Origin of the sequence: Hydrogenoanaerobacterium saccharovorans (assembly GCF_003814745.1) — a bacterium.
Taxonomy (GTDB): Bacteria; Bacillota; Clostridia; order Oscillospirales; family Ruminococcaceae; genus Hydrogenoanaerobacterium; species Hydrogenoanaerobacterium saccharovorans.
The window spans coordinates 1,342,960-1,367,957 of sequence record NZ_RKRD01000001.1; the positions used below are offsets into that span (position 1 = coordinate 1,342,960).

Genomic DNA, 24,998 nt, shown 5'->3' on the forward strand with positions numbered 1-24,998 from the left:
GGAGGGATAATTACTAGATGACATCACTCGATATGACGAAAAAAATTGCATCTGTTCTGGACGCTAAAAAAGCACAGGACATCAAAGCAATTCGTATTTCAAAAGTAACATCGATTGCTGACTATTTTATCATTGCTTCCGCAACCAACACTACACAGGTTAAAGCACTTGCAGATGAGGTTGAGGATCAGATGACAAAGCTTGGCTATGAGCCGAAAGCCGTAGAAGGCTATGTTTCTGCGTCTTGGATTGTGCTGGATTACTATGATGTAATTGTACACATCTTTTGCGGAGATATCAGAGAATTTTATTCGCTGGAGCGTTTATGGTCAGACGGCGATTCGGTCGATTTATCTGATGTATTAACAGAAGATTAGCGGGCTGAACGTCCGGCGAAATAAATTTTTCGTATCAACTAAACCCGCTGTTGCACGCGGGCAGGAGGAATAGGCAATGAAGTATAATTTTGCAGAGGTAGAAAAAAAGTGGCAGGATATTTGGGATGCAAAAAATGTATTTGCTGCAACCAATGATTTTTCTAAGCCCAAATTTTATGCTCTGGTAGAGTTTCCGTATCCCTCGGGGCAAGGTCTCCACGTTGGTCATCCGCGCTCCTATACTGCGCTCGACATTGTTTCGCGTAAGCGTCGTCTTGAGGGCTATAATGTGCTGTATCCAATGGGGTGGGACGCATTTGGTTTGCCCACCGAAAACTTCGCAATGAAAAATCATATTCATCCCGAAGTTGTCACAAAACAAAATGTAGCTCATTTTAAAGCACAGCTAAAATCTCTTGGTTTGTCCTTCGACTGGAACCGTGAAATCAATACAACCGATCCCAATTATTTTAAATGGACACAGTGGATTTTTCTCCAGTTTTTTAAAAAAGGATTGGCGTACAAAAAAGAGATGGCAGTAAACTGGTGTACCGGCTGTAAGGTTGTGCTGGCAAACGAAGAGGTTGTCGGCGGAGTGTGCGAACGCTGCGGCGGCGAAGTTGTTCACAAGGTGAAAAGCCAGTGGATGCTGAAAATCACCGAGTATGCAGAACGCCTAATCAATGACCTCGACCTTGTAGACTACATAGACAGGGTAAAGGTGTCTCAAATCAATTGGATTGGTAAATCTACCGGCGCAAACGTTAATTTCGGAACTACTGCAGGCGATAACCTGCTTGTATATACCACTCGCCCCGACACATTGTTTGGTGCAACTTATATGGTTATTTCGCCCGAGCATTCGTTTATCGAAAAGTGGGCAGATAAAATCGAAAACTTATCGGAAATTAAAGCTTATCAAGAAGAAGCCGCCAAAAAATCCGATTTTGAGCGTACCGAACTGGTTAAAGAAAAAACCGGTGTCGAAATTAAAGGCATACGTGGCATCAATCCCGTAAACGGTAAAGAAGTTCCAATATTCGTGGCGGATTATGTACTGACTTCGTACGGAACCGGTGCCATCATGGCAGTTCCTGCACACGATACCCGTGACTGGGAGTTTGCTAAAAAATTCGACCTCCCCATTGTTGAGGTGGTTGCAGGAGGCAATGTACAGGAGGCAGCTTTCACCGATTGTTCAACCGGTGTTATGGTGAATTCCGATTTTCTTACAGGGCTTTCTGTCGAAGATGCAAAAGTTAAAATTATAGAGTGGCTAACTAAAAACAGCAAAGGTGAGAAAAAAGTAAACTATAAACTGCGCGATTGGGTGTTCTCTCGTCAGCGCTATTGGGGCGAACCCATTCCAATTGTGTGCTGCGATAAATGCGGTTATGTACCTGTACCCGAAGATCAGTTGCCGCTGCAACTTCCTCAGGTCGAAACCTATGAGCAGACAGAAACGGGTGAATCTCCCCTTGCAAAAATCGACAGTTGGGTAAATACTACTTGTCCGCATTGCGGTGGCCCCGCAAAGCGCGAAACCGACACCATGCCCCAGTGGGCGGGTTCCTCTTGGTATTTTATGCGCTATTGCGACCCTACAAACAACGATGCCATTGCCAGCAAAGAGGCTCTGGATTATTGGCTGCCTGTAGATTGGTATAATGGCGGTATGGAGCATACCACTTTACATTTGCTGTACTCTCGTTTCTGGCATAAGTTTTTGTATGATATCGGCGTGGTTAGCACACCAGAGCCCTATGCAAAACGTACCAGCCATGGTATGATTTTGGGTGAAAACAATGAGAAAATGAGTAAATCTCGCGGCAACGTCATCAATCCCGACGATATTGTCAACGAATTCGGTGCAGATACCATGCGCCTGTATGAGATGTTCATCGGCGACTTTGAAAAAAGCGCACCGTGGAACTCTTCCTCTATCAAAGGTTGTAAGAGATTTCTCGAGAGAATTTGGAATTTGCAGGAGATTTTAGTTGACGGTGATGAATTCCGTCCTGAGGTTGAAACTCCTATGCATAAAACCATCAAAAAGGTAACTGAGGACATTGAAAACCTTAAATTCAATACGGCTATCGCCGCGATGATGGCACTTCTTAACAACCTTACCGATACCGGAAAGGTTAATAAAGCAGAGCTCAGAGCATTTCTTGTCCTCATTAACCCGTTTGCACCCCATCTTGCCGAAGAAATGTGGCAGGTACTCCATTTTGGTGGTATGCTCAACCAGCAAAAATGGGTTACCTACGACGAAGCAAAATGCAAAGAGTCCACTATCGAAGTTGTTGTGCAGATCAACGGCAAAATTAAAGCACGCTTAAACGTAGCTGCCGATATTACCGCTGAAGATGCCATTGCAGCAGCAAAGCAAGATGCCGCTGTAAAAGCTGCTGCCGAAGGGAAAAACATTGTTAAAGAAATTTATGTTCCCGGTAAGTTGGTAAACATTGTAGTAAAATAGTTACTGCAAAAGAGGGCAAAACCTCTAAAATACTTGACAAGCATATCCATTCTATTGTATAATCAGTTTTGTTATATTTTGTGAGTTTATAAGACGCATGGAATATCTAACTAAAGCTCCTGGCGTGGGGAGGGAATTAGTAATGGCAGAAATTCATATTAAAGATAATGAATCACTTGACAGCGCTCTTAGAAGATTTAAGAGATCGTGCGCAAAATCCGGTGTTCTGGCTGAAGTGCGCAAGAGAGAGCATTATGAGAAGCCGTCTGTAAAGCGTAAGAAGAAGTCTGAGGCTGCTCGCAAACGCAAATTCAAGTAATTCGTATCGTTAACAAGTGATGAAAGCGAGCATGTAAGTGCTCGCTTTTTCATTTTTATTCATTGGGACTATACAGAGTGTCCAATCAGGGCAAAAGGCCGACGGCATTTTTTGAGCGACTGCCGAATAAATAATTATTACTTCATTTATAATATGGGAGAACATCATGTCGATATTTTATCCTTATTACAGCACCAAACGTGCTTACGACCTTACGCCCCAGCTGTTGCAATCAATGAAAATCAAGGCATTGCTGTTGGATGTGGACAATACCCTGACAACTCACGGGAATCCCGTTCCTGATGAAAAAATTTTGGATTGGCTTGAAATCATGAAAAAAAGCGGAATTGCGCTTATGATTTTATCCAATAATACTCATGAACGCGTAAAACCATTTGCAGCCCGTTTGGGGCTGCTGTTTGAGTCCTCAGGTGCAAAGCCATTGCCAAAAGGGTTTCGGCGCTGCTGTGAGCGCCTAGGGCTGCCTAAGAGCGAGGTTGCTATAGTAGGTGACCAGCTTTTTACCGATATTGCAGGGGCAAACCTATTTGGCATGAAAAGCATACTCGTTGAACCAATCGAATTGGAGACAGGGCTGCTGTTTTTTGTAAAACGGGTAATCGAACGCCCCATCTTAAAAGCATATCACCGCGGTGGGCGCACAAAAGGAGAGACTAAATGAGCATTTATTTCGGCCCGGCAGGCAACAGCGTCAGCTTTGCAGCGCAAGGTTATAAAAAAAATACTCAGATACCCGAATATCTTGAGCAATTTGGTTTAAATGCATTCGAATACCAATGTGGCAGAGGGGTCAAAATTTCGGATGCATCGGCAGCTGAATTCGGTGCGGCGGCAGCGGCAAAAAACATTCAGATTTCGTTGCATGCCCCTTATTTTATTTCGCTATCTTCACTGGAAGAAGAAAAACGAACAGCGAGCATAAATTATATTCTACAAAGCGCGCGGGCGGTTAAGGCGATGGGCGGAACCCGTATTGTGGTGCATTCGGGGTCTTGTTCAAAAATCAGCAGACAAGAGGCACTCCATCTTGCGTCCGATACAATGCGTAAAGCTCTTGTTGCACTGGATGAAGCAGGTTTTGATGATGTGCGTGTGTGCCCTGAGACAATGGGTAAAGTAAACCAGCTGGGTACTTTAGAAGAAGTTATTGAGCTTTGTACCATCGACGAGCGCATGATTCCCTGTATCGACTTTGGTCATCTTAATGCGCGAACCTTCGGCGGGCTGAAAACTTTTGCCGATTTTGAACATATCTTCAATACCATTGAGAATAGACTTGGTAATTCTCGTTTAAAAGAGTTTCATTCGCATTTTTCAAAAATCGAATATACCCAAAACGGTGGCGAAAAATGCCATCTTACTTTTGATGATACTGTTTTCGGCCCTAATTTTGAGCCGGTCGCCGAATTAATATACCAAAAAAATTGTGAGCCTACCATCATTTGCGAGTCGAGCGGAACACAGGCAGAGGATGCGGCGAAAATGAAAGCTATTTATTTAGCAGCAGGAGTGTAACAGCATGAAAAAGCGCCTTTTGGTTATCCATGGTCCCAATATCAATCTTACCGGCCTTCGCGAAACAGGTATTTACGGCAAAGAAACCATTGATGACATCAATGCAGAGATTACCAACTATGCCGAGGCAGAAGGCTTTGACTGTGAGGTATTCCAATCGAATTACGAAGGCGGCATTATTGATAAACTGCACGAGGCGCGCACCGCTTTTGACGGCGTTGTGCTCAATGCAGGGGCATACACACACTACAGTATTGCCATTCGCGATGCAATATCCACTATTATGGTTCCTGTTATTGAGGTACACTTTTCAAATATTCATGCGCGCGAAGAATTTCGTCACACTTCGGTTTTGGCTCCTGTTTGTGCCGGGCAAATTTGCGGATTTGGAAAATACAGCTATATTCTTGCAATTGCCGCTATGAAGCAATTGCTTTAAGCCCATTCAGGTAACCTGCAACATTTAATTAGGAGACGGTAAAATGAAAAGTAAAATTCAACAACTTATGCAAAATCTGCCTGAACATATTGATGCGGCATTGATTACTTCAGAACAAAACCGCAGATACTATACTGGGTTTCCATCTTCTGCGGGAATTTTATTTGTGACAAAAGAAGCAGCATATTTCTTAATCGATTTTCGCTATGTCGAAGCTGCAAAAACAGCTATCAAAGATTGCGAAGTTTTGCTGCTCGAAAACACTCAAAAATCTTTGCAGTCACTTTGCAAAAAACATGCGGTCAAAACCGTTGCGGCAGAGAACAGCTACCTTACGGTGGGCAGCTTTCACCGTTTTTCAACTCTGCTTTCGCCCGTCAAACTTTTGGATGAGGACACAGTAGATCAGCTGATTCTTTCGCAGCGCCGATATAAAACAATCGATGAAATTGAAAAAATTCGCACAGCGCAAGCGCTCACAGAAGAAACGTTCAATTATATTCTCACTCGGCTTTCTGCGGGAAAAACGGAGCGCGAAATTGCACTCGATATGGAATTTTATATGAGAAGGCAAGGCGCCGAAGCGGTTTCGTTCGACTTTATTGTGGTATCGGGGTGCAACTCCTCAAGGCCTCATGGTGTGCCATCCGATAAAGTGATTCAAAACGGTGATTTTGTCACGATGGATTTCGGTGCAATTGTGGACGGCTATCACTCTGACATGACGCGTACCGTGGCGGTAGGCAATATAACTGATAAGCAAAAGCTTGTGTATGATACGGTGCTGAAAGCGCAGCTGGCAGGCATAGACGCCATCAAAGTTGGCGCGTCCTGCAAGGATGTTGATGCGGCGGCGCGAGATATCATTTACAATGCCGGTTTCGAGGGATGTTTTGGGCATGGGCTTGGTCACTCTGTTGGTGTTGAAATTCATGAAGAACCCCGCTTCAGCATTACCAGCGACGACACGGTAGAGTCTGGCATTGTTATGACGGTGGAGCCGGGTATTTACATTGAGGGCGAATTTGGCTGCCGCATCGAAGATATGATTTATGTTACCGAGAACAAAATTGAGAATCTTACGCACAGCCCTAAGAACCTTATCATTTTGTAGTATTCATGAGCAATAACCCAAAAAACGTCATAATTTATGCAATATTTAGCAGATAATCGTAAAAATCACTTGCCAAATTCAATCTTTTAATATAAAATTAGAACGTTAAGATATTTTCTGAATATTTACTATTGTTGTGGAGGAAAAATACATGATATCAGCAGGCGATTTTAGAAATGGTGTTACATTTGAAATGGACGGCAACGTTGTACAGATTATAGAGTTCCAGCATGTAAAACCCGGCAAAGGTGCAGCTTTTGTAAGAACAAAAATTAAAAATGTAATTTCTGGTTCTGTAACTGAAAAAACTTTTAACCCAAGTGATAAATTCCCCACCGCTTACATTGAGCGTAAAGAGATGGAGTATCTGTACGAGGACGGCGGCTTGTACTACTTTATGGACAGCGAAACTTACGAAAATCTTCCTATTAACGAATCCATTCTTGGTGATAGCTTTAAATTCGTTAAAGAGAACACGACTGTTAAAGTGTTATCTTACAAAGGCAATGTTTTCGGTGTAGAGCCCCCCAACTTTATTGAGCTGAAGGTTACCAAAACCGACCCCGGCTTTAAGGGCAACACCGCTACTAATACAACAAAACCCGCTACACTCGAAACAGGCGCGCAAATCAGTGTCCCCTTGTTTATCGAAGAAGGCGATATGATTCGTGTAGATACCCGCGTGGGCGAATACATGGAGCGTGCATAATTTTTGTTTCCCAATTTTAAAATATAATTTCTGGTAAGGGAGGATACTATCATGACTGTAACTGAAAGAGTTGCTTATCTAAGAGGTTTGACCGAAGGTCTAGGCGTTGATGATTCCACCAAAGAAGGCAGAGTAATCAAAGAGATGCTTGAGGTCTTGGATGATATTGCTTTCACAATGTCTGACATTGAAGACGATGTGGCAGAATTGAGCGAGCAGGTTGATGCAATCGACGAGGACTTGGAATCTTTGGAAGAAGATTTTTATGAGGACGAAGACGAATGCAGCTGCTGCGATGATGAAGACGAAGAATTCGAAGACGAAGATTTATACGAAGTGACTTGCCCCAAATGCGGTGACACCGTATATGTAAACGACGACATTCTTGATGACGGTTCTATCGATTGCCCTAATTGCGGAGAGCTGCTCGAGTTTGATTTCGAGGCAGAAGACTGTGATTGTGGTTGTGGACAGGATCATGAATGTGATTGCGACAAATAACAAATAGGTATACTCTAATAGTGCGACGGCGTTTTATAACGGTGCCGCACTGTTAACATGTAAAAAAGTTGTGAGCCAACTAACAACTGTCATAATTAAAAAACCGGTAGAGATTATTCTATCGGTTTTTTTGTTCATAGTTTTATATATTATTAACAATTGGTTCATTGATTGTTTGTCCATAATGTTATATACTTAATTGCATTAATAGTTAGCGGTGTTAAGTAATTTTAAAGTAGGTGAAAATATGGAACAAAATCAAAATAAACTGGCAGACGAAATTCTCATCAATTTATCGCAAATGAAAAGATTGAGTTTTACCAAAACAAAGCACAATGCCCTTTTAAAACATGGTGAGAGGGCAGTGCTGTTCTGCGTCCAATGTTCTAAAGAAGAAAAAATGAAATCCACTGAAATTGCAGCAGCACTGAATGTTGCTGCATCCGGTATTACCCCTATATTGAATCGTCTTGAAAAAAAGGGATACATCCTGCGCAGCTTAGATGTAACTGATAGGAGAGTAATTATCATTTCTCTTACAGAATTGGGTAAACAAGTGCTTGAAGATACAATCGATGAACTAAGAACGCATATTAAAGAAGTAACAGATTATCTCGGCGAAAAAGACAGTACCGAGCTTTTGCGTATTACCAACAGATTACTGCAATACTATACTTCAAAAAGAAATAATCAAGGAGGCTCTGTATGCGAAGCATTTTCAAAGAATTAAAATCATTTAAATTAGCGGTGTTCGGTATTGTGCTTCTTACATTCAGCAGTGTACTGGCAGATTTGCAGCTGCCGAACCTGCTGTCCAATATAATCAATAAAGGTATCGTTGAAGGCAATAATCCATATATTATTCGCATCGGGCTTATCATGATTGCTTTTGCACTGCTCAGTGCGGTTTGTAATCTGTTCAATGGTTTTTTGGCTGCACGCCTTTCCACAGGCTTAGGCCGTAACCTGCGCCGCAAACTTTTTGTTAAAGTTGAGGGCTTCTCATTGCACGAGTTTGATCAAATCGGTACAGCTTCACTGATTACCCGCACTACTAACGATATTACACAAGTGCAAAACTTTATGATGATGTTTATGCGTATAGTGCTGCAGGCACCTATCATGGCAATCGGCGGTATTTTTATGGCAGTCAGCAAAAATACAGGATTATCAGTTATCATTTTTCTTTCCATAACTGTACTTGTAACTGTGGTGCTGGTCATTGCCTCCAAAGCAATGCCGCTATCGAAATCAATGCAAAAAAAGCTGGATGCCATTAACCGCGTCTTGCGCGAAAAACTGACAGGTATTCGTGTTATTCGTGCATTTAACACAGATGAACACGAAATAAAGCGTTTTGACAAAGCAAACATTGATTTTTCTAAAACATCATTAAAAATGCAGCGAATTATGTCTTCTACCATACCTACCGTTATGTTAATTATGAACGCTACTACCATAGCTATTGTTGCGGTCGGTTCAAAGTGGGTTGCACAGGGCACACTGTTGGATGGAGATATTGTTGCAGTAATTCAGTATGTTATGCAGATTATGATTTCACTCACCATGCTCTCTATGATATTTGTTATGATGCCAAGGGCTACTGCATCTGCAGACCGTATCAATGAAGTAATGAATATGCAGTTATCAATAAAAAACCCCGAAAAACCGGTTGAAAGCAGCAAACTTAAAGGTTATGTCGAGTTTAAAAATGTCAGCTTTCGTTTTAATCACGCTGAAGAACCGGCACTCTCCAACATATCGTTTTCTGCAAAGCCGGGTGAGACAACTGCAATAATCGGCAGTACCGGCAGCGGAAAATCTACGCTTGTCAACCTGATTCCGCGCCTTTATGATGCGACTGAGGGGCAGGTTTTGGTAGACGGTATAGATGTTCGTGAATATAATCAAAGCGTTCTTCGCGATAAAATCGGCTATGTTCCTCAAAAAGCAGTGCTGTTCACGGGCTCAATCGCCGAGAACATCCGCTACGGTAATGATAATGCCGGCAATGAGGAGATAAAAAAAGCAGCCGAAATTGCACAGGCTTGGGAGTTTATATCTGATAAACCGCTAAAACTGGATGAACATATTGCACAAGGCGGCACCAATGTTTCGGGCGGACAAAAGCAGCGTCTTGCTATCGCACGTGCTATTGTAAAAAAACCTGAAATTTATATTTTCGACGATAGCTTTTCTGCGCTGGACTTTAAAACAGACGTTCAACTGCGTAAATCTTTAAAACCTGAAACCAAAGAAGCAACGGTAATTATCGTTGCACAGCGTGTAAGCACCATTATGGATGCAGACCGAATACTAGTACTGGATGAGGGACGTATCGTGGGTGAAGGTACTCACCAAGAGCTGTTGCAAAACTGCGATGTTTACAAAGAGATTGTCTCCTCACAGCTTTCTGCCGAGGAAATTCAGAAAGGAGGAAATGTCTGATATGAAACATATGGGACAAAATCAGAAGATGTCTGACGCTAAAGTAAAAGATTTAAAAGGCACATATAAGCGCCTTTTTGGATACGTTGGAAAATACAAAGCGAGTTTCGTGTTAGTTGTTATTTTTGCAATTCTTTCTACCATCGCTGCGGTGTTAGCACCTTTGGTACTGGGAATGACCACAAATGAGCTGCACAGGGGTATCATTGATGCTTCGAATGGCGGTGCAGGCATTAATTTTGCACTGATGAGAAAGATTCTCATCATACTTGGTTTGCTCTATGTCTGTTCCGCTTTGTTTAAATATTTTGAACAATACATTATGGCAGGTATTTCGCAAAAAACAATGTACTCGCTGCGTAAAGTAGTTGATGAGAAAATTAAAAAACTACCGCTGAATTATTTTGATACCCGCACATTCGGCGATGTTCTAAGCAGAGTTACGAACGATGTTGATACCGTACAACAGTCGCTTCAGCAGGGCATTACGCAGCTTATCACTTCGGCTACCACAATTGTGGGTATATTGATTATGATGATTTCTATAAGCCCGGTGCTCACCGCAATTGCATTGTGTACTCTGCCATTTTCGTTTCTTATTTCGATTGGTGTTGTAAAAAAATCACAGGGCTTATTTCGCGGCCAACAGCAAGCGATTGGCGATATTAACGGGCATGTAGAAGAAATGTATTCTGGCCATAACGTTATTAAAGTGTTTAACCGCGAAGATGAAGTGATAGAAAAATTTGATAAAATCAATAATCAGTTGTACGATTATGGTTGGAAGGCGCAGTTTATGTCAAGCATTATGATGCCCGGTATCAGTTTTATCGGCAATATCGGTTATGCGCTTATCGCCATAGTCGGCGGGCTCGCTGTAGTTTCCGGCCGTATGTATGTGGGCAGTATCCAGTCTTTTATTCAATATATGCGTCAGTTTACAATGCCTATTGTGCAAACCTCGCAGATTATGAATTTAATGCAATCTACAGGAGCTGCAGCAGAACGTATTTTTGAGTTCCTTGATGAAACAGAAGAAACTCCCGAAAAAAGCCCTGCGGTTGAAATTACCAATGTACAAGGCAATGTAGAGTTTTCGCATGTAAAATTTGGTTATAGCTCCGAAAATACTCTTATCCACGACCTTAATATTCACGTCAAAAGCGGCGAACAGGTTGCAATTGTCGGCCCTACGGGTGCGGGTAAAACCACTATCGTCAACCTGTTGATGCGTTTTTACGAGATTAACTCAGGCAGCATTAAAATTGACGGTGTAGATATTATGGACATGAAACGTTCGGATTTACGAAATTTATTCGGTATGGTTTTACAGGATACATGGTTGTTTAAAGGTACCATACGTGAAAATATTGAGTATGGCAGACTGGGGGCAAGCTTTGAAGAAATTGAAGCTGCTGCAAAATCGGCGCATGCGCATAAATTTATTATGCAGTTGCCCGACGGCTATGATTTTGTCTTAAACGAGGATGCTTCTAACATTTCACAGGGTCAGCGACAGCTGCTTACGATTGCACGTGCAATTTTGTCGCAACCCAATATATTAATACTTGATGAGGCAACAAGTTCTGTCGATACCCGTACCGAACAGCGTATTCAGCGCGGTATGAAGAACCTAATGAAGGGGAGAACCAGCTTTGTTATAGCACATAGGCTATCTACTATTAAAGATGCTAACCTCATTATGGTACTTCAAGATGGTGATATTGTAGAAACTGGCACTCACGATGAATTGATTGCTCAAAATGGTTTTTATGCACAACTGTACAACAGCCAATTTGCGAGCAACAACGTAGCATAAAAATTTTATATTTAAACACAAAGAACCCGTCAGTTAATTTCTGACGGGTTCTTTGTGTTTAGGGTTATTGTGTTTTATTCAATGCCTGTATAGGCAATTGATACGTTGGTTCTAAGCTGCATTTGCTTGTTGTTCCAATTCTTCTTCGGCAGCTTGGCTGGCAAGTTCTTCCGCGTTGTCACTTGCCAATAAAGTCAACTTTTCTGCACTTAGCGCAGCTTCAAATTTATCATTTATATTCAAGCTGTATCGAAGCCCTTTTTTGCTTTCGTATCGAAAATAAATATGTTGAAATGGGATATTATGTGCAGCCAGTTTATCTAATATTTTTTTACAATCGCCTGTAAACTGTGTCTTATCGGTATAGTCATTTAATAGTTCAATATTAAGCGTTACATAATCAATGGGACGGAGATTTTTATAAGTAATTTCTTGCTCTGTTTTAAGGTATCCTTCCAAACTTACGTCAGCAGAAAGAGAAGAAACAGGCAACCCATTCAGAGCATTAAAGCACATATCTTCAATTTCGGCACTGATAACTTTTTCATTATTATAGCGGCGAGGGCCATATTGTTCGTAAATCGGGGGAATAATAGCGGCACCAACACTGGCGCAAATTAGAATAAAACATACAAATCCGCTTAAAAAATCGTATTTAAGGTGATCGTCACGGTGAAAAAAATGATTAACCAAAATTTCAATCCCAAGAAAAATTAAAACAACAGGGGAGAGTTTTAATAATCGAACAATATCCAACGATGGGCTAAAAAGTGAGACTATGGCAAAAACACCGGCAGCAATTAATGCAAGCCCCATGGTCAATGTACCTACTCTGCGAACTTTGCGCGGCTGAACTGCTTCTTCAGTATAAGAAGGGGGATACTGATGATTATACGATGCTGTACTTTGTGCCTGCTCGGCAGTCTCGGTTGGGGTGGTATCAGTTGCTTTTTCAACCGGTACCTCAACTTGTTCATCATCAGGTTTCTTTTCCAATTCATTATTCATGGTTGTGTCCTCCGTATTCCACAAAGTCGTCATCTTGCGGGGGCTGTGTCGCTTTTTTATTATTGCCTATCACTAAATGGATGCCAAGTGCAATAATTGCAATCGATACTATCAAGGTAGGGATATTGTGTATGATGCGGTAAACCCACGGAGCATAATCATAAATCAAATGCATATATGGGTTTACAAGATTTTGGAACAGCATGTATATACCCAGTGCAATACATCCACCGCCGATTAAGGTGTGGCGCTTTTTCAATATCTGTTTCCAGTCATCTTTTAAAACGATATTTTCCAGATTAAATAAAAATTTGTCCTCATGTTGCAAACGCTGTTCGTAGGTCATAGCTTTGATATTAAATGTGTCAAAAAACGAATAAAACCAAATTACAGGGAGAACAATTGCAAAAAACGGCATATTTAAAAAACCGGATATTGCTGTAATCAGTGCAAAAGCAAGCATAACTGAAACACCTTTTTTCATCATACCCAAATACATCTGTCCCGCACCGGGAATAAACGCAAAAATAAAAGTTAAAAAACTACTTTTTCTCATCGGTAAAGTCTCCCTCCAAATTGAAGTTAGTAAAAAATTTATTGATTTCATCAGAAACATTCTGTCCGAATTCTACTGCTTTTTCTGTAAAGTTTCCTGTTATCACAGTTAAGTCCTCCAAAGCATTGCGGTCTTTAATTTTAATATTGCCGGCGCTAAACGCACCACTCGTCCACAACACCATAGTAAAACACGCTGCAACACCGGCCGCAACATAGCGGTTAAAAAATACAATTCTTGCTTGTTGCCTAATTCGCTGCAACACATTGGTTTTCAACGGTTTCGGCGGAGAAATCAGAACGTCATCGCAGAGTATGGCGGTATAACGCTCGGTACAATGGTCGCAAAAACTCAGGTGCTCCGCTATTTCCAAGCGCTGTAATTCATCCGGTAGTTCATCAATTAAATCAAACAGTGCAAAATCTGTTAAATGTCCGTTTTCATCAAAATACTCTTTCACGTCTGTCTTTCCTCCTTTATTAGCTGCTGCAGCAGATTTTTTGCACGGTAAATTTGTGTTTGCACCGTCTTTTTTGGTCTGCCCAACAGCTTTGATATTTCCTCTACATTTTTATCCTCGATAAAATACATCGTAGATACTTTTAGATACGGCTCTTTTAAAGCTTCGATTTTATCTCGTATATTTTGTTCTGTTTCGCTCTCGATGTAAATTTCATCCGGGCTGTTTTCTGCAGGGATATTTGAGAACTTTTCGTCGTCGCTTACAATTACTCGGCGCATATAGGCACTTTTGAGATAATCTTTTGCCTTATTCGTGGCAATTCTGGCAAGCCAAGGTTTGTAGCTCTCTGCCGGACAGCTGTCTATGTGTTGATAAGCTGAAAAGAATGTATCCTGTGCAAGATTTTGTGCTTCATGGAAGTCTCGCACCATTTGGTAACAGATGGTAAACACAAGCTTTTCGTAGCGTTCAATCAACTGTTCGAATTCTTCATTTGTCATTTTGGGCTTATGTTCACCACCTTTTTGTGTCGTACAATTAATAATACGAATCATAATTGCAATTGTCTTCAAAAAAATAAAATTTATTAAATATAATTAAGCAAAAGATGAGCAGAGAAAATCTCTGCTCATAATTTAAAAATATTAAATTGACGAGTTTGCTTCACGAACAGCTTTGATAATTCCGTTTGAAATACCCAGTGCAGATTTATAAATATAATAAGGGTCGCAGAGTTGCTCATACTCTTCGGGGCTTACCATATAGCCAAGTTCACATAAAAGGGAGGGCGTATGCGTCATTTGGGTAACGCGAAACGTCGATTTTCTTACACCGCGTTCTTTACGGCTGGTTGCTTTGCAAAGCTCATTAAAAATAGCGTTTCCAAACGGTACCGCTAATTCTTGGTTGTAATAAACTTCTATTCCTTTTGCATTGGTACTGTCGGTACTTTCAGCAGTAGAGTTCAGGTGGAAAGATAAGTATAAATCTGCTCGTAAATCACGTGCCATATCCATCCGCTGCTCGTAACTCAAACGTTCATCTTTCGTCTGTGTCATATAAACATTTGCCCCCAAAGCTTTCAGCCTTAAATAAGAAGCATAAGCATTGAGATAATTCAACTGGCTCTCTGTAGGCCCCGTATGTCCTGCTACGCCCAGTGCTCCCGGGTCGTTGCCGCCATGCCCTGCGTCTAAAACAATGGTGATTCCTTCCAGTGGTTTTGCAGGGTTGGTTGAAAGTTTCGGCGTGTTTTTTGCACGAATTAATATACTGCCTTGGTTAAACTCAACATTGTAGCTCCAAAGCCGTTTCTTGTCCTTTGTTGTAAAGGTAACGGTGGTACATTTTTTGGTGCTGTCATATTCTGCTTTTACAGAACTAAACAGTTTGCTTTGCGAAGAATCAAATGCTGCACCGCTATCCAAAGATGTATTATAAAAAGTAACACTCAAAGAGTTTTCGCCGTATTCCGATACATAGTAGGGCTTACCGTTTGCTGACATAGTAAATGTTTCGCCAATGTCATCCGATGTAAAAGATATATCATTTACGGTGGTATCAATGTTAACCTTGCCTTCCAAAACCTTTACATCTTCTTTGTGAATATATCCGCCGCAGCTCAATTTATAGTAATCTCCGCTGTTTTCAACTACGTAATCGGTTGCCCCTTTTTCTACCGACACGATCATTTTATCGCGAAATTCATAGGCAATATTTACAGAGCTTGTGTCTCCGCGCATATCAGAAATTTCTATCGCAAATTTCGAGTTTTTACCAACAGCCAACAGTTCGCCGTTAGAGGTATAAGTTGTGCTTTTGCCGTTGTAATTCATTGTATAAGTTATTATCCCAATACGGGTGGTTTCATCGGCGGGGTAGCTATCGGCAAGTTTTGCTTTTGCTGTAAAAACAGCGGGAACACCTACACTTGCTGTTGCAGTTTGCGAAAGTTGCACGGTTTGTCCGTTTGCTTGTGCCGTAACAGATGCGCCTGAAGGTGCGGTGCAAAACAGGGTAAACTCTTTGCCTACTTGCACCCCTTCGTCATATTGCGGGAACATACTGTTTTGCCGTATCTCAGATATTTTGGCGGGCATAACAGAATTAGGGTCATAACGCGAGATAGTAACGGTTTGTGTTTTATCGCCCTGTTTAAAGTAAAATGTATTTTCACCTAATTTTAGATTTACCAAAATGCCAAAAGTACCTTTAGGTGCTTGGTCAATTTTATTTTCGTTCATTGTAATGGGTAGGCTTGGGTTAGAAGTACCCATAATATAATAAGCTTTATAGGTCGTATTGATTTTTTCTGCAGGGCGTGTAATGTTAAATTCTTGCGGAATATCCAAATTTACTTTAAGGTAAGCTTGTTCCAATCCTATATTTACAGTGCTGAATACTGCCGAGAGACTGCTGGCTACATCAAAAAAATTATCTTTAATCGAATTATAATTGCGTATTACGCACCCATTTGCACCGTTTTGGTTATTCAAAAAGAGCTGCAGATTAAGTTCCAATGCACTATCGAAATAATTGTTATCGGCAACAGGTGTAAAAATTCGGTTTGCTGCATTTCCGGTATAAAAATCGATATCATTTTTTTGCGCAAATTCTTTCCATTTTACGAGTTCTTTTTCGTAAGCTCCGCTATCTGCTTTTAAATTAATATTCGGCACAATAAAATCGAATAGCTTATTTCGCGCCCAAGTTTCTTTGTCGGTGTATCCGTTAAAAGATTCTTTGCCTATAAAAGCCTCGTCGGTCATAATACCTAGCGTTACTTTAGAGCGGGCCTTTTTAACCTTACTATTAATATTGCCGATGAGGTTGGTTAAAAGTTGCGTTTTTTGTTCGTTCGTAGTTTCTATCTCAAAATCCTGAGTTGGATATGCAAAATCTTTCAACAGAATACCATACACATCGTATTTTTTTGCAAGTTCTTCCGTAGCAGAAGCCACAAGTTTCTGCGTGAATTGCTCACTTGGTTTTAAATACAGCTTGCCATTTGCCGAAACGACATATTCACTGTTTTTAACAGCGATATTATTTGGATTACTTGGCATTTCACCTATGCCGGAGATTAAAAAAGGATTGACAACTGCCGTTACTTTAATATTCTTTTTTGCAGCTTGCTTAATTAAATAATCCAGCGGGTCGAAACGATTCCAATCAAACAAAAAGCGTTTCTTCTTTGTTGTAAGATATTCGCTGTCTTCATAGACTTTGGAGTTGTAAAGTGCTCCGCCATCTGTTACCGCTTCAAAAAAAATATGATTAAACCCGTACTGCGCACTAAAATCAACAATGCGGTCGAGTTCTTGTTTTAGTTGTGTTTTTGAAAGATTCGTTGCTGACGGAAAATCAGCATTGTGCCCCGTTGCAACATATATCCCATTCACCTTGCCTGCTGTACTGTATTTTAAGGGGGGGACTGCTAATACGGTTGCAGGCAGCATTGCAGCGGCTAAAATGAATACAGCTGCAATTATAAAAGCATGTTTAAAGTTTATTTTCAATAATCTCTCTCCTATATTAAAGCTCAAAATCACTTTTATCAAAAGTAGGCAGTTTATTGGGCTTTTTAGGCATTCGCTTCAGAGGCGAATAGCAAAAAGCTCTGCATTTAAAGTATGGGTCAACAATCCCTTTTTTTTCACAAAGAATCATTAAATTGTCTTTTGAAAGATTGCCATGACTGCAATAGCTGCACGAGGGCTCTATTTTATTCGAAAAAAGTTTTGATTTCATTACCACACCTCTTTATTGTTATGAATATGTTGAATTTATTATATCAAATTTGCTGGCAAATGTCTTAATCATCACAAAAATAATTGCATCATGTGGAATTATTTCTGCATCACGTTGCTTGCAAATTGTATAAAAATAAGGTAGGGTATTAGTAGAGATTACAATCTGGAGGATTTTTATATATGATAAAACTGATGATTTTTGATTTGGATGGTACTTTGATTGATTCCATTCATGATCTTGCTGCGGCTACGAACTGGGTTTTAAAACGCCACGGTTATCCTACACACCCCACAGACGCCTATCACTATTTTGTGGGTGATGGTGTACTGATGCTGATAGCACGCGCTTTGCCCGAGGAGGCACGTACTCCTGAGATTATAGCGCAGCTTAAAACAGAGCAGGTTGCCTATTATCACGAACATATGCAAGACAACACAAAGCCTTTTCACGGCATTTCAGAGGTTTTGCTCGAACTGCAAAACAGGGGCTATTCGCTTGCTGTCGTAACCAATAAACCGAATGAGCAGGCGCAGCAGCTGGTAAAAGATTTCTTCCCTAAGATAAACTTTATCCAAGTATTCGGCAATCGTGACGGCATCCCCCATAAGCCAGACCCAACTTGCGTGAATATGGTGATAGAGCAATCTGGATTTACAAAAGATGAAACTTTATACATAGGCGATTCTGATGTAGATATGCTGGTTGCAAACAATGCAAAAGTGAAAGGAATCGGCGTGTTGTGGGGATATCGTACAAAAGAAGAGCTGCAAAAGGCGGGCGCATATGCCATTGTAGACAAAGTTGAAGATTTGCTGCGTATTGCACAAAATAATCATTGACATTTTTGACTAATTGCAATATCATAATAATAACAATTTTATAAACCATTATAAAAGCGATGAAAGAGATTGTTTTATCCTAAATCATTTTCAGATTGAAATATTGCACGAAGGGGATGCGATTTATTACGATTCGGGCAAAGGGCATGGCATGATTGCAACCGGCGGCGAAGACTGCACATTTTTGGCAGTGGTTTTAAAAGAGGAGGAATAACCGATGGATATGGAAAACTTTTACGAACGTTTTTGTGATGAAAAATTTACAAAACGCGGTGTTTTGTGTGATTTCACACTAAAATATTCAGAAAATTATAATTTTGCTTATGACGTTATGGATGAAATTGCTCGGTTACAGCCGAACCGCCGTGCTATGATCTGGTGTAACGAGGCAGGTGAGGAGCATACCTTTTCTTTCTCAGATTTGAAACGGATGAGTGATAAAACTGCCAATATGCTACGTACACACGGCGTGAAAAAAGGCGATATGGTTATGTTGGTGCTCAAGCGTCATTTCGAGTTTTGGTTTAGTATTTTGGCACTTCACAAGCTTGGCGCAGTCGCAATTCCGGCAACCAATTTGCTTACCAAAAAAGATTTTGAATACCGTTTTGAAGCTGCCGGTGTTAAGGCGGTTTTGTGTACCGCAGATGGTGAGGTTGCAGAACATGTGGATATGGCTTGTGAAGAGTACAAAGGTCTCAGTTCCAAAATCATCGTGAATGGTAAGAGAGATGGTTGGTACAGCTTTACCGATGAAGTAGAAAAAGCATCTGAAAATTTTGAGCGGGTTGAAACGAAAGCACACGAGCCAATGCTTTTGTACTTTACTTCCGGTACAACAGGTTATCCCAAAATGGTTATCCACGATCATACCTATTCGCTGGGGCACATCATTACTGCAAAATACTGGCACAACGTCGATCCCGACGGAATTCACCTTTCCATCTCCGATACAGGCTGGGGAAAAGCAGCATGGGGCAAGCTATACGGACAATGGATTTGCGGTACAACGGTATTTGTTTACGATTTCGATAAGTTTGTCCCCGGCGATATTTTGGCAAAAATTGAAAAATACCGCATTACAACTTTCTGTGCTCCGCCAACGATGTACCGTTTCTTTATTAAAGAGGGGATGGACGGCTATGACCTCTCGTGCCTCAAGTATGCAACAACCGCGGGTGAAGCACTTAACCCCGAGGTTTACAACCGATTTTTAGAATATACCGGGCTCAAATTAATGGAGGGCTTCGGACAGACAGAAACTACACTTGTGCTTACCAACCTTGTTGGCACAACCCCAAAAGTCGGTTCCATGGGCAAGCCGTCGCCGATGTATCATGTAGACCTTGTGGATGAAGACGGCAACAGCGTAGAACCCGGTGTTACCGGTGAAATTGTCATCCGCACGCAAGATAGTGTAAAACAGCCTGGTTTGTTTATGGGGTATTACCGCAACGAAAAGCTGACAAACGAAGCTTGGCATGATAACCTTTACCATACAGGTGACACTGCTTGGAGAGATGAAGACGGCTTCTTTTGGTATGTCGGCAGAACCGATGATGTCATCAAAGCGTCGGGTTACCGTATCGGTCCCTTTGAGATTGAAAGCGTTTTGATGGAACATCCGGCGGTATTGGAGTGCGCGGTTACTGGTGCCCCTGACCCTGTACGCGGGCAGGTTGTCAAAGCAACCATCGTTCTTACAAAAGCTTACAAACCATCAACTGAACTGATTAAAGAACTGCAAAGCTATGTTAAAAAACAAACTGCACCGTACAAATACCCTCGTATTGTTGAGTTTGTTGAAGAACTCCCCAAAACCATCAGTGGCAAAATCAAACGTGTTGATATCCGCAACAACGATAATAAATAGCACCCCAAAACAAGCGCACAGTTTTCTGTGCGCTTGTTTTCACATATAGTAGTAGTCCTTTCATTAAATTTTATCTTTTAATAAGCGATTTTTGCAATAAAAACACTTTTTTACCCAAACTCGAATATCATGCTATGATGCATTATTATTTGAGGGGGGAAGACGATGCAAAGCTACAGGCAAAGACGTAAAAGAATCGAATTGGTTAAAATCATGACCATTATTACTGCCATTTTGCTGGCTGTTGTTTTGCTGGATATGAAAATTCGCCCTTCTGTTGAAACTATGGCAGCATATCAGGCGCGTTTGTTTGCAATACGGTCTATTAACGATGCGGTTGCCGAAGAGTTGGCATCGAAAAATATTACTTATGATTCTTTAATCAAGCTTAGTACCACTGCGGGAGGTACCGTAACAGCCATTGAAACCGATATGCTCTCACTCAACCGCTTAAAAGTAGGGATTACCGATGCAGTTGTACATAAATTAAACGCGTTAGAAACAGCCAATCTCAAAATCCCTTTAGGTACACTGTTTGGGGGGCAGATTTTTTCAGGACGCGGTCCATCTATAAATTTTCGCATTTTGAATGCAGGGTACGTACAGAGCGATATTATGAACCAATTCGATTCAGCCGGGATTAATCAAACACGCCATCAAATTATGCTTAAAATCACAATCCATATTACCGCATTGCTGCCGGGCTACAGCGCAAATACAGAAGTAACCACCAATGTAACTCTTGCCGAAACCATTATTGTCGGCGTTGTGCCCGATGCATTTACTAAGGTTACCGGTGATGAAGGCAGTACCATTTCAAAATTAAACGACTATCGTGCAGATAAAGCTGCGGAATAAATGCGAAAACTATCGGAATTAGTTCTACCGTTTTTGCCAACAATATGCTATAATATATCAGTATTGCTTGTACGAGAACGGAGGCAACTACTCAATGGACTTGCAAGAAGCAAAAAAACGTGTGGATGAATTAACTGCCACACTGGAATATCACAGTAATCGCTACTATGTATTGGATGACCCTGAAATTGAGGACTATGAATACGATAAGCTGCTGCATGAGCTGATTGATATTGAAGAAAAATACCCTGAACTTCATCAGCCAAACTCACCCACCTCTCGTGTTGGCGGCAAAGCGTTAGGGCAATTTGAAAGTGTTGTGCACGAAGTGCAGATGGGCAGCTTGCAAGATGTGTTCAGCGAGCAGGATTTGCGCACTTTTGATACACGTGTAAGGGAGAGCATTCCCAACCCTGTTTATGTGGTAGAGCCTAAGATTGACGGACTTTCGGTTTCGCTGGAGTATCGCGACGGTGTTTTTGTACGTGGCTCTACAAGGGGGGACGGCCTCATCGGCGAGGACGTAACCGCAAACCTGCGCACCATTCGCACTATACCGCTTAAACTGGCAGAACCGCTGCCTTTTATCGAGGTGCGCGGTGAGGTTTTTATGCCTCATAAAAGCTTTGAGGATGTAGTGAAAGCACAGGAACTAAACGACGAAAAGCCTTTTAAAAATCCGCGCAACGCCGCAGCAGGCAGTTTGCGTCAGAAAAACCCAAAAATTACCGCAACCCGTAAATTGGATATTTTTGTTTTTAATCTGCAGCAAATTCAGGGTAAAGAAATCACTTCACACAGCGAGAGCCTTGACTACATGAAAAGCCTTGGCTTTCGTGTATCGCCGTCCTATAAAAAATACGAAAATATCGACGATGTCATTGCTGAAATCAACCGCATAGGTGAAAATCGCAATGGTTTTGGTTTTGATATCGATGGTGCCGTTGTAAAGGTGGACAACTTTACCCATCGCGAAAAGCTGGGCGCAACGGCAAAATATCCGCGTTGGGCGGTAGCATTTAAATATCCGCCCGAAGAAAAAACTACAAAATTGCTTAAAATTGAAATTAACGTAGGCAGAACCGGCGTTCTTACCCCTACCGCTGTATTCGAACCCATTACACTGGCAGGCACCACAGTAAGCCGGGCAACACTGCATAATCAAGATTACATCAACGACAAAGGCATATCTGTAGGGGATATTGTGTTGGTTCGCAAAGCGGGGGAGATTATTCCCGAAGTGTTGTGTGTTGTGGAGCATGCAGGTGACCAGCCTGTGTATCAAATCCCATCGGTTTGCCCTGCCTGCGGTTCTCATACAGTTCGCGAAATCGATATGGTAGCGGTTGTTTGCGTTAACCCCGATTGCCCTGCACAGCTTCTTCGCAACCTCATCCATTTTGCATCGCGTGATGCTATGGATATTGACGGGCTCGGTCCTGCGATTGTGGAGTTACTGGTAAACGAAGGCATAGTAAAATCTGCAGCTGACCTTTATGACTTAACCGTAACCGATGTGGCATCACTTGAACGTATGGGTAAAAAGAGTGCAAACAACCTCATTTCGGCTATCGAAAAATCAAAATCTAACGACTTGAGCAAGCTTATTTTCGCTTTGGGCATTAAAAATATCGGACAAAAAGCGGCAAAACAGCTTGCACAGCGTTTTGGCAGTATGGAAAGCCTTGCAACTGCGAAAGAAGATGAAATCTCTTCTATCGACGGTATGGGTGCGGTTATGGCACAGTATGTGTGCGAATTTTTTGCACAACCGCAATCAGAACACTTGTTGGAACGGCTGAAAACGGCGGGCGTAAATATGCAAGCTAAAAAAAGCGAGATGGGCGAAAAACTGGCTGGTCTCACTTTTGTGCTCACCGGCACGTTGCCTTCCATGACGCGCGATGAAGCTTCTCAAATTATAGAAAGCCTTGGCGGCAAAACATCATCATCGGTATCAAAAAAAACCAGCTATGTACTTGCAGGTGAAGATGCAGGTAGTAAACTGACAAAAGCGCAGGCGCTGGGTATTGCCGTATTAACCGAGGATGAATTTAAACAGCTTATAAATTAAATTATATATGTGCTTTTTAGGGCTTGAAAATTGTCTTACAAAAGCTATACTAAGACAAAAAGAGGTGTTATTGATGAAAATTGACATTATGCATATTGCTAAGCTTGCAAGGCTGAAAATCAGCGAGGATGAAGTTGCAAAATTTGAAGGTGAGATGCAGGATATTATTCAAATGGTAGAAAAAATACCTGAACTGCACGATGATTACCAAGACGTTGACCCTTCACACCCCATGGAATTGCGAAAAGACGAAATCCGTCCCTCTGTTAAGCGTGAGGAACTGCTCAGCAATGCACCGCTTGTTCAGGCAGGCTGTGTAGTTGTACCAAAGACTGTTGAATAGGAGAGAACTGACACATGGAGCTTTATAGCAAAACCGCAACCGAGCTTGCAAAAATGCTGCGAGAAAAGCAATGCAGTGCGGTTGAGATTACCAACTCTGTATTTGACAGAATTGATGCTGTCGAAGACAAGGTTAAGGCATACATTACAACAGAAAAAGCCTCTGCACTTGCAAAAGCTGCCGAGGTAGATGCAAAACTTGCATCCGGCGAAGCGTTGTTTGCACTTGCAGGTATCCCTGTAGCTGTTAAAGATAATATCTGTACCAAGGGTGTAAAAACCACCTGTGCATCTAAAATTCTTGGCAACTTTGTACCGCCTTATGATGCAACGGTTATTGAAAAACTAAAAGCCAACGATTTTGTGTTGGCGGGCAAAGCAAACCTCGATGAGTTTGCCATGGGCGGCTCATGCGAAAATTCTGCATTTATGAAAACCGCCAACCCCCACGACCTTTCATGCGTACCCGGCGGTTCTTCGGGTGGTTCTGCGGCAAGTGTTGCGGCAGGTGAGGCAATTTTGTCTCTAGGCTCGGATACCGGCGGTTCTATCCGTCAGCCGGCTGCATTTTGCGGTTTGGTTGGCTTAAAACCGACCTATGGTTCTGTTTCACGCTACGGTTTGGTGGCGTTTGCATCTTCACTTGACCAAATCGGTCCCATCGGCCGTTCGGTAGAAGATGTTGCAACCCTTTACAGTGCCATCTGCGGCAAAGACAAAATGGATGCAACTTCAGCGGTTCTTTCGCAGCACGATTTTACCAAAGGGCTGAACGGAGATGTTCACGGTCTGCGAATCGGCGTACCAAAAGAATATTTTGGTGATGGTGTAGATGAAAATGTAAAAGTTGCAGTATACAAAGCAATCGATGAGCTAAAAAACGCAGGTGCAGTTGTAAAAGAAGTATCTCTTGCATCTACCGATTATGCAATTTCTGCTTATTACATCATTTCTTCCGCAGAAGCATCTTCCAACCTAGCACGTTTTGACGGTGTCAAATACGGTTACCGTGCCGAAGGTTATACGGGCCTTACCGATATGTACGAAAAAACACGCAGCGAGGGCTTTGGCAATGAGGTAAAACGCCGCATTATGCTTGGTACCTTTGTGCTCAGTTCCGGCTACTACGATGCATACTACAAACGTGCAAAACGTTTACAGCAGCGTATTATGGCAGAGTATGATGCTGCGTTTAAAGAGTGTGATGTCATTATTACCCCCACAACTCCTTCTACAGCTTATAAAATCGGCGAACGCGTGGGTGATATTTTAAAGATGTACGCGGGTGACTTATGCACGGTAACAGTCAACATTGCAGGTCTTCCTGCCATGTCTATTCCGTGCGGCAGCAACGAAAAAGGTCATCCCATCGGTATGCAGCTTATCGGCCCCAAATTCTCAGAACAACTGCTCTTTAAAGCCGCACGTTTTTATGAGAATATCTATGGTGGTTTTAACACCATACCTACACTGTAATCGGAGGTGACT

Annotated in this window: 24 protein-coding genes; 18 read left to right on the forward strand and 6 right to left on the reverse strand. The window is 41.7% G+C overall.

Annotated features, from left to right (window positions below):
* Positions 1-17: 17 nt before the first annotated feature.
* From rsfS to EDD70_RS06305, 12 genes are all read left to right on the forward strand, one after another.
* Positions 18-377, forward strand: coding sequence for a ribosome silencing factor (rsfS, locus tag EDD70_RS06250; RefSeq protein ID WP_092751900.1), 360 nt, complete (start codon positions 18-20; stop codon positions 375-377).
* Positions 378-453: 76 nt separating this feature from the next.
* Complete coding sequence (leuS, locus tag EDD70_RS06255; RefSeq protein WP_092751898.1) at positions 454-2,859, forward strand: leucine--tRNA ligase; 2,406 nt, start codon at positions 454-456, stop codon at positions 2,857-2,859.
* A 142-nt stretch (positions 2,860-3,001) separates the two neighbouring features.
* Positions 3,002-3,178, forward strand: a complete 177-nt coding sequence (rpsU, locus tag EDD70_RS06260; RefSeq protein ID WP_092751896.1) for a 30S ribosomal protein S21 — start codon at positions 3,002-3,004, stop codon at positions 3,176-3,178.
* 166 nt (positions 3,179-3,344) lie between these two features.
* Entirely contained in the window at positions 3,345-3,860 is a 516-nt protein-coding gene (locus EDD70_RS06265) for a YqeG family HAD IIIA-type phosphatase (protein WP_092751894.1), read from the forward strand.
* A complete protein-coding gene (locus EDD70_RS06270; protein ID WP_092751892.1) occupies positions 3,857-4,714 on the forward strand; it encodes a TIM barrel protein in 858 nt (285 codons plus the stop codon). Before EDD70_RS06265 ends, EDD70_RS06270 begins: the two co-directional genes overlap by 4 nt.
* A 4-nt stretch (positions 4,715-4,718) precedes the next feature.
* A complete protein-coding gene (aroQ, locus tag EDD70_RS06275) occupies positions 4,719-5,153 on the forward strand; it encodes a type II 3-dehydroquinate dehydratase (RefSeq protein ID WP_092751890.1) in 435 nt (144 codons plus the stop codon).
* A 43-nt stretch (positions 5,154-5,196) separates the two neighbouring features.
* A complete protein-coding gene (locus EDD70_RS06280; RefSeq protein ID WP_092751888.1) occupies positions 5,197-6,267 on the forward strand; it encodes a M24 family metallopeptidase in 1,071 nt (356 codons plus the stop codon).
* 151 nt (positions 6,268-6,418) lie between these two features.
* Positions 6,419-6,976, forward strand: a complete 558-nt coding sequence (gene efp / locus EDD70_RS06285) for an elongation factor P (protein ID WP_092751886.1) — start codon at positions 6,419-6,421, stop codon at positions 6,974-6,976.
* 51 nt (positions 6,977-7,027) lie between these two features.
* Positions 7,028-7,477, forward strand: a complete 450-nt coding sequence (locus EDD70_RS06290) for a CD1247 N-terminal domain-containing protein (RefSeq protein ID WP_092751884.1) — start codon at positions 7,028-7,030, stop codon at positions 7,475-7,477.
* Between the two features lie 247 nt (positions 7,478-7,724).
* Positions 7,725-8,207 (forward strand): MarR family winged helix-turn-helix transcriptional regulator, encoded by a 483-nt coding sequence (locus EDD70_RS06295; RefSeq protein ID WP_092751882.1) that lies wholly within the window; start codon positions 7,725-7,727, stop codon positions 8,205-8,207.
* The gene (locus EDD70_RS06300; RefSeq protein WP_092751880.1) at positions 8,183-9,925 is read left to right on the forward strand and encodes an ABC transporter ATP-binding protein; all 1,743 of its coding nucleotides are present in this window, start codon (positions 8,183-8,185) and stop codon (positions 9,923-9,925) included. The genes EDD70_RS06295 and EDD70_RS06300 overlap by 25 nt, the downstream gene beginning before the upstream one ends.
* A 1-nt stretch (position 9,926) precedes the next feature.
* A complete protein-coding gene (locus EDD70_RS06305; protein WP_092751878.1) occupies positions 9,927-11,744 on the forward strand; it encodes an ABC transporter ATP-binding protein in 1,818 nt (605 codons plus the stop codon).
* A 111-nt stretch (positions 11,745-11,855) separates the two neighbouring features.
* Here the strand turns inward: EDD70_RS06305 and EDD70_RS06310 are convergent, their stop codons facing one another.
* The 6 genes from EDD70_RS06310 to EDD70_RS06335 form a co-directional block, all read right to left on the reverse strand.
* Positions 11,856-12,752, reverse strand: a complete 897-nt coding sequence (locus tag EDD70_RS06310) for a hypothetical protein (protein ID WP_092751876.1) — start codon at positions 12,750-12,752, stop codon at positions 11,856-11,858.
* Positions 12,745-13,308 (reverse strand): hypothetical protein, encoded by a 564-nt coding sequence (locus EDD70_RS06315; RefSeq protein WP_092751874.1) that lies wholly within the window; start codon positions 13,306-13,308, stop codon positions 12,745-12,747. Before EDD70_RS06315 ends, EDD70_RS06310 begins: the two co-directional genes overlap by 8 nt.
* Complete coding sequence (locus EDD70_RS06320) at positions 13,295-13,768, reverse strand: hypothetical protein (RefSeq protein ID WP_092751871.1); 474 nt, start codon at positions 13,766-13,768, stop codon at positions 13,295-13,297. Before EDD70_RS06320 ends, EDD70_RS06315 begins: the two co-directional genes overlap by 14 nt.
* Entirely contained in the window at positions 13,765-14,325 is a 561-nt protein-coding gene (locus EDD70_RS06325; RefSeq protein WP_242943073.1) for an RNA polymerase sigma factor, read from the reverse strand. The genes EDD70_RS06320 and EDD70_RS06325 overlap by 4 nt, the downstream gene beginning before the upstream one ends.
* A 90-nt stretch (positions 14,326-14,415) precedes the next feature.
* Entirely contained in the window at positions 14,416-17,289 is a 2,874-nt protein-coding gene (locus tag EDD70_RS06330; RefSeq protein ID WP_092751867.1) for an N-acetylmuramoyl-L-alanine amidase, read from the reverse strand.
* Positions 17,290-17,305: 16 nt separating this feature from the next.
* Complete coding sequence (locus tag EDD70_RS06335; protein WP_092751865.1) at positions 17,306-17,521, reverse strand: hypothetical protein; 216 nt, start codon at positions 17,519-17,521, stop codon at positions 17,306-17,308.
* Between the two features lie 182 nt (positions 17,522-17,703).
* On the opposite strand from EDD70_RS06335, the gene EDD70_RS06340 reads away from it, so the two are divergent.
* The 6 genes from EDD70_RS06340 to gatA all read left to right on the forward strand — a co-directional run bounded on the left by EDD70_RS06340 (position 17,704) and on the right by gatA (position 24,986).
* On the forward strand, positions 17,704-18,363 hold the full coding sequence (locus EDD70_RS06340; protein WP_092751863.1) for an HAD family hydrolase: 660 nt from the start codon (positions 17,704-17,706) through the stop codon (positions 18,361-18,363).
* A 223-nt stretch (positions 18,364-18,586) separates the two neighbouring features.
* Positions 18,587-20,236 (forward strand): AMP-binding protein, encoded by a 1,650-nt coding sequence (locus EDD70_RS06350; protein WP_123811037.1) that lies wholly within the window; start codon positions 18,587-18,589, stop codon positions 20,234-20,236.
* A 165-nt stretch (positions 20,237-20,401) separates the two neighbouring features.
* Positions 20,402-21,094: a sporulation protein YunB gene (gene yunB / locus EDD70_RS06355; protein ID WP_092751860.1), complete on the forward strand. Its 693-nt coding sequence runs from the start codon at positions 20,402-20,404 to the stop codon at positions 21,092-21,094.
* A 94-nt stretch (positions 21,095-21,188) separates the two neighbouring features.
* The gene (gene ligA, locus EDD70_RS06360; RefSeq protein ID WP_092751859.1) at positions 21,189-23,168 is read left to right on the forward strand and encodes an NAD-dependent DNA ligase LigA; all 1,980 of its coding nucleotides are present in this window, start codon (positions 21,189-21,191) and stop codon (positions 23,166-23,168) included.
* 73 nt (positions 23,169-23,241) lie between these two features.
* Positions 23,242-23,511 (forward strand): Asp-tRNA(Asn)/Glu-tRNA(Gln) amidotransferase subunit GatC, encoded by a 270-nt coding sequence (gene gatC, locus EDD70_RS06365; RefSeq protein WP_092751856.1) that lies wholly within the window; start codon positions 23,242-23,244, stop codon positions 23,509-23,511.
* A 14-nt stretch (positions 23,512-23,525) separates the two neighbouring features.
* On the forward strand, positions 23,526-24,986 hold the full coding sequence (gene gatA / locus EDD70_RS06370) for an Asp-tRNA(Asn)/Glu-tRNA(Gln) amidotransferase subunit GatA (RefSeq protein WP_092751854.1): 1,461 nt from the start codon (positions 23,526-23,528) through the stop codon (positions 24,984-24,986).
* Positions 24,987-24,998 lie beyond the last annotated feature (12 nt).

What these genes read in the sequence shown, in the direction of transcription:
- rsfS (WP_092751900.1), top strand. Translation starts at nt 18, where the DNA reads ATGACATCACTCGATATGACGAAAAAAATTGCATCTGTTCTGGACGCT.
- leuS (WP_092751898.1), top strand. Translation starts at nt 454, where the DNA reads ATGAAGTATAATTTTGCAGAGGTAGAAAAAAAGTGGCAGGATATTTGG.
- rpsU (WP_092751896.1), top strand. Translation starts at nt 3,002, where the DNA reads ATGGCAGAAATTCATATTAAAGATAATGAATCACTTGACAGCGCTCTT.
- EDD70_RS06265 (WP_092751894.1), top strand. Translation starts at nt 3,345, where the DNA reads ATGTCGATATTTTATCCTTATTACAGCACCAAACGTGCTTACGACCTT.
- EDD70_RS06270 (WP_092751892.1), top strand. Translation starts at nt 3,857, where the DNA reads ATGAGCATTTATTTCGGCCCGGCAGGCAACAGCGTCAGCTTTGCAGCG.
- aroQ (WP_092751890.1), top strand. Translation starts at nt 4,719, where the DNA reads ATGAAAAAGCGCCTTTTGGTTATCCATGGTCCCAATATCAATCTTACC.
- EDD70_RS06280 (WP_092751888.1), top strand. Translation starts at nt 5,197, where the DNA reads ATGAAAAGTAAAATTCAACAACTTATGCAAAATCTGCCTGAACATATT.
- efp (WP_092751886.1), top strand. Translation starts at nt 6,419, where the DNA reads ATGATATCAGCAGGCGATTTTAGAAATGGTGTTACATTTGAAATGGAC.
- EDD70_RS06290 (WP_092751884.1), top strand. Translation starts at nt 7,028, where the DNA reads ATGACTGTAACTGAAAGAGTTGCTTATCTAAGAGGTTTGACCGAAGGT.
- EDD70_RS06295 (WP_092751882.1), top strand. Translation starts at nt 7,725, where the DNA reads ATGGAACAAAATCAAAATAAACTGGCAGACGAAATTCTCATCAATTTA.
- EDD70_RS06300 (WP_092751880.1), top strand. Translation starts at nt 8,183, where the DNA reads ATGCGAAGCATTTTCAAAGAATTAAAATCATTTAAATTAGCGGTGTTC.
- EDD70_RS06305 (WP_092751878.1), top strand. Translation starts at nt 9,927, where the DNA reads ATGAAACATATGGGACAAAATCAGAAGATGTCTGACGCTAAAGTAAAA.
- EDD70_RS06310 (WP_092751876.1), bottom strand. Translation starts at nt 12,752, where the DNA reads ATGAATAATGAATTGGAAAAGAAACCTGATGATGAACAAGTTGAGGTA.
- EDD70_RS06315 (WP_092751874.1), bottom strand. Translation starts at nt 13,308, where the DNA reads ATGAGAAAAAGTAGTTTTTTAACTTTTATTTTTGCGTTTATTCCCGGT.
- EDD70_RS06325 (WP_242943073.1), bottom strand. Translation starts at nt 14,325, where the DNA reads ATGATTCGTATTATTAATTGTACGACACAAAAAGGTGGTGAACATAAG.
- EDD70_RS06335 (WP_092751865.1), bottom strand. Translation starts at nt 17,521, where the DNA reads ATGAAATCAAAACTTTTTTCGAATAAAATAGAGCCCTCGTGCAGCTAT.
- EDD70_RS06340 (WP_092751863.1), top strand. Translation starts at nt 17,704, where the DNA reads ATGATAAAACTGATGATTTTTGATTTGGATGGTACTTTGATTGATTCC.
- EDD70_RS06350 (WP_123811037.1), top strand. Translation starts at nt 18,587, where the DNA reads ATGGAAAACTTTTACGAACGTTTTTGTGATGAAAAATTTACAAAACGC.
- yunB (WP_092751860.1), top strand. Translation starts at nt 20,402, where the DNA reads ATGCAAAGCTACAGGCAAAGACGTAAAAGAATCGAATTGGTTAAAATC.
- ligA (WP_092751859.1), top strand. Translation starts at nt 21,189, where the DNA reads ATGGACTTGCAAGAAGCAAAAAAACGTGTGGATGAATTAACTGCCACA.
- gatC (WP_092751856.1), top strand. Translation starts at nt 23,242, where the DNA reads ATGAAAATTGACATTATGCATATTGCTAAGCTTGCAAGGCTGAAAATC.
- gatA (WP_092751854.1), top strand. Translation starts at nt 23,526, where the DNA reads ATGGAGCTTTATAGCAAAACCGCAACCGAGCTTGCAAAAATGCTGCGA.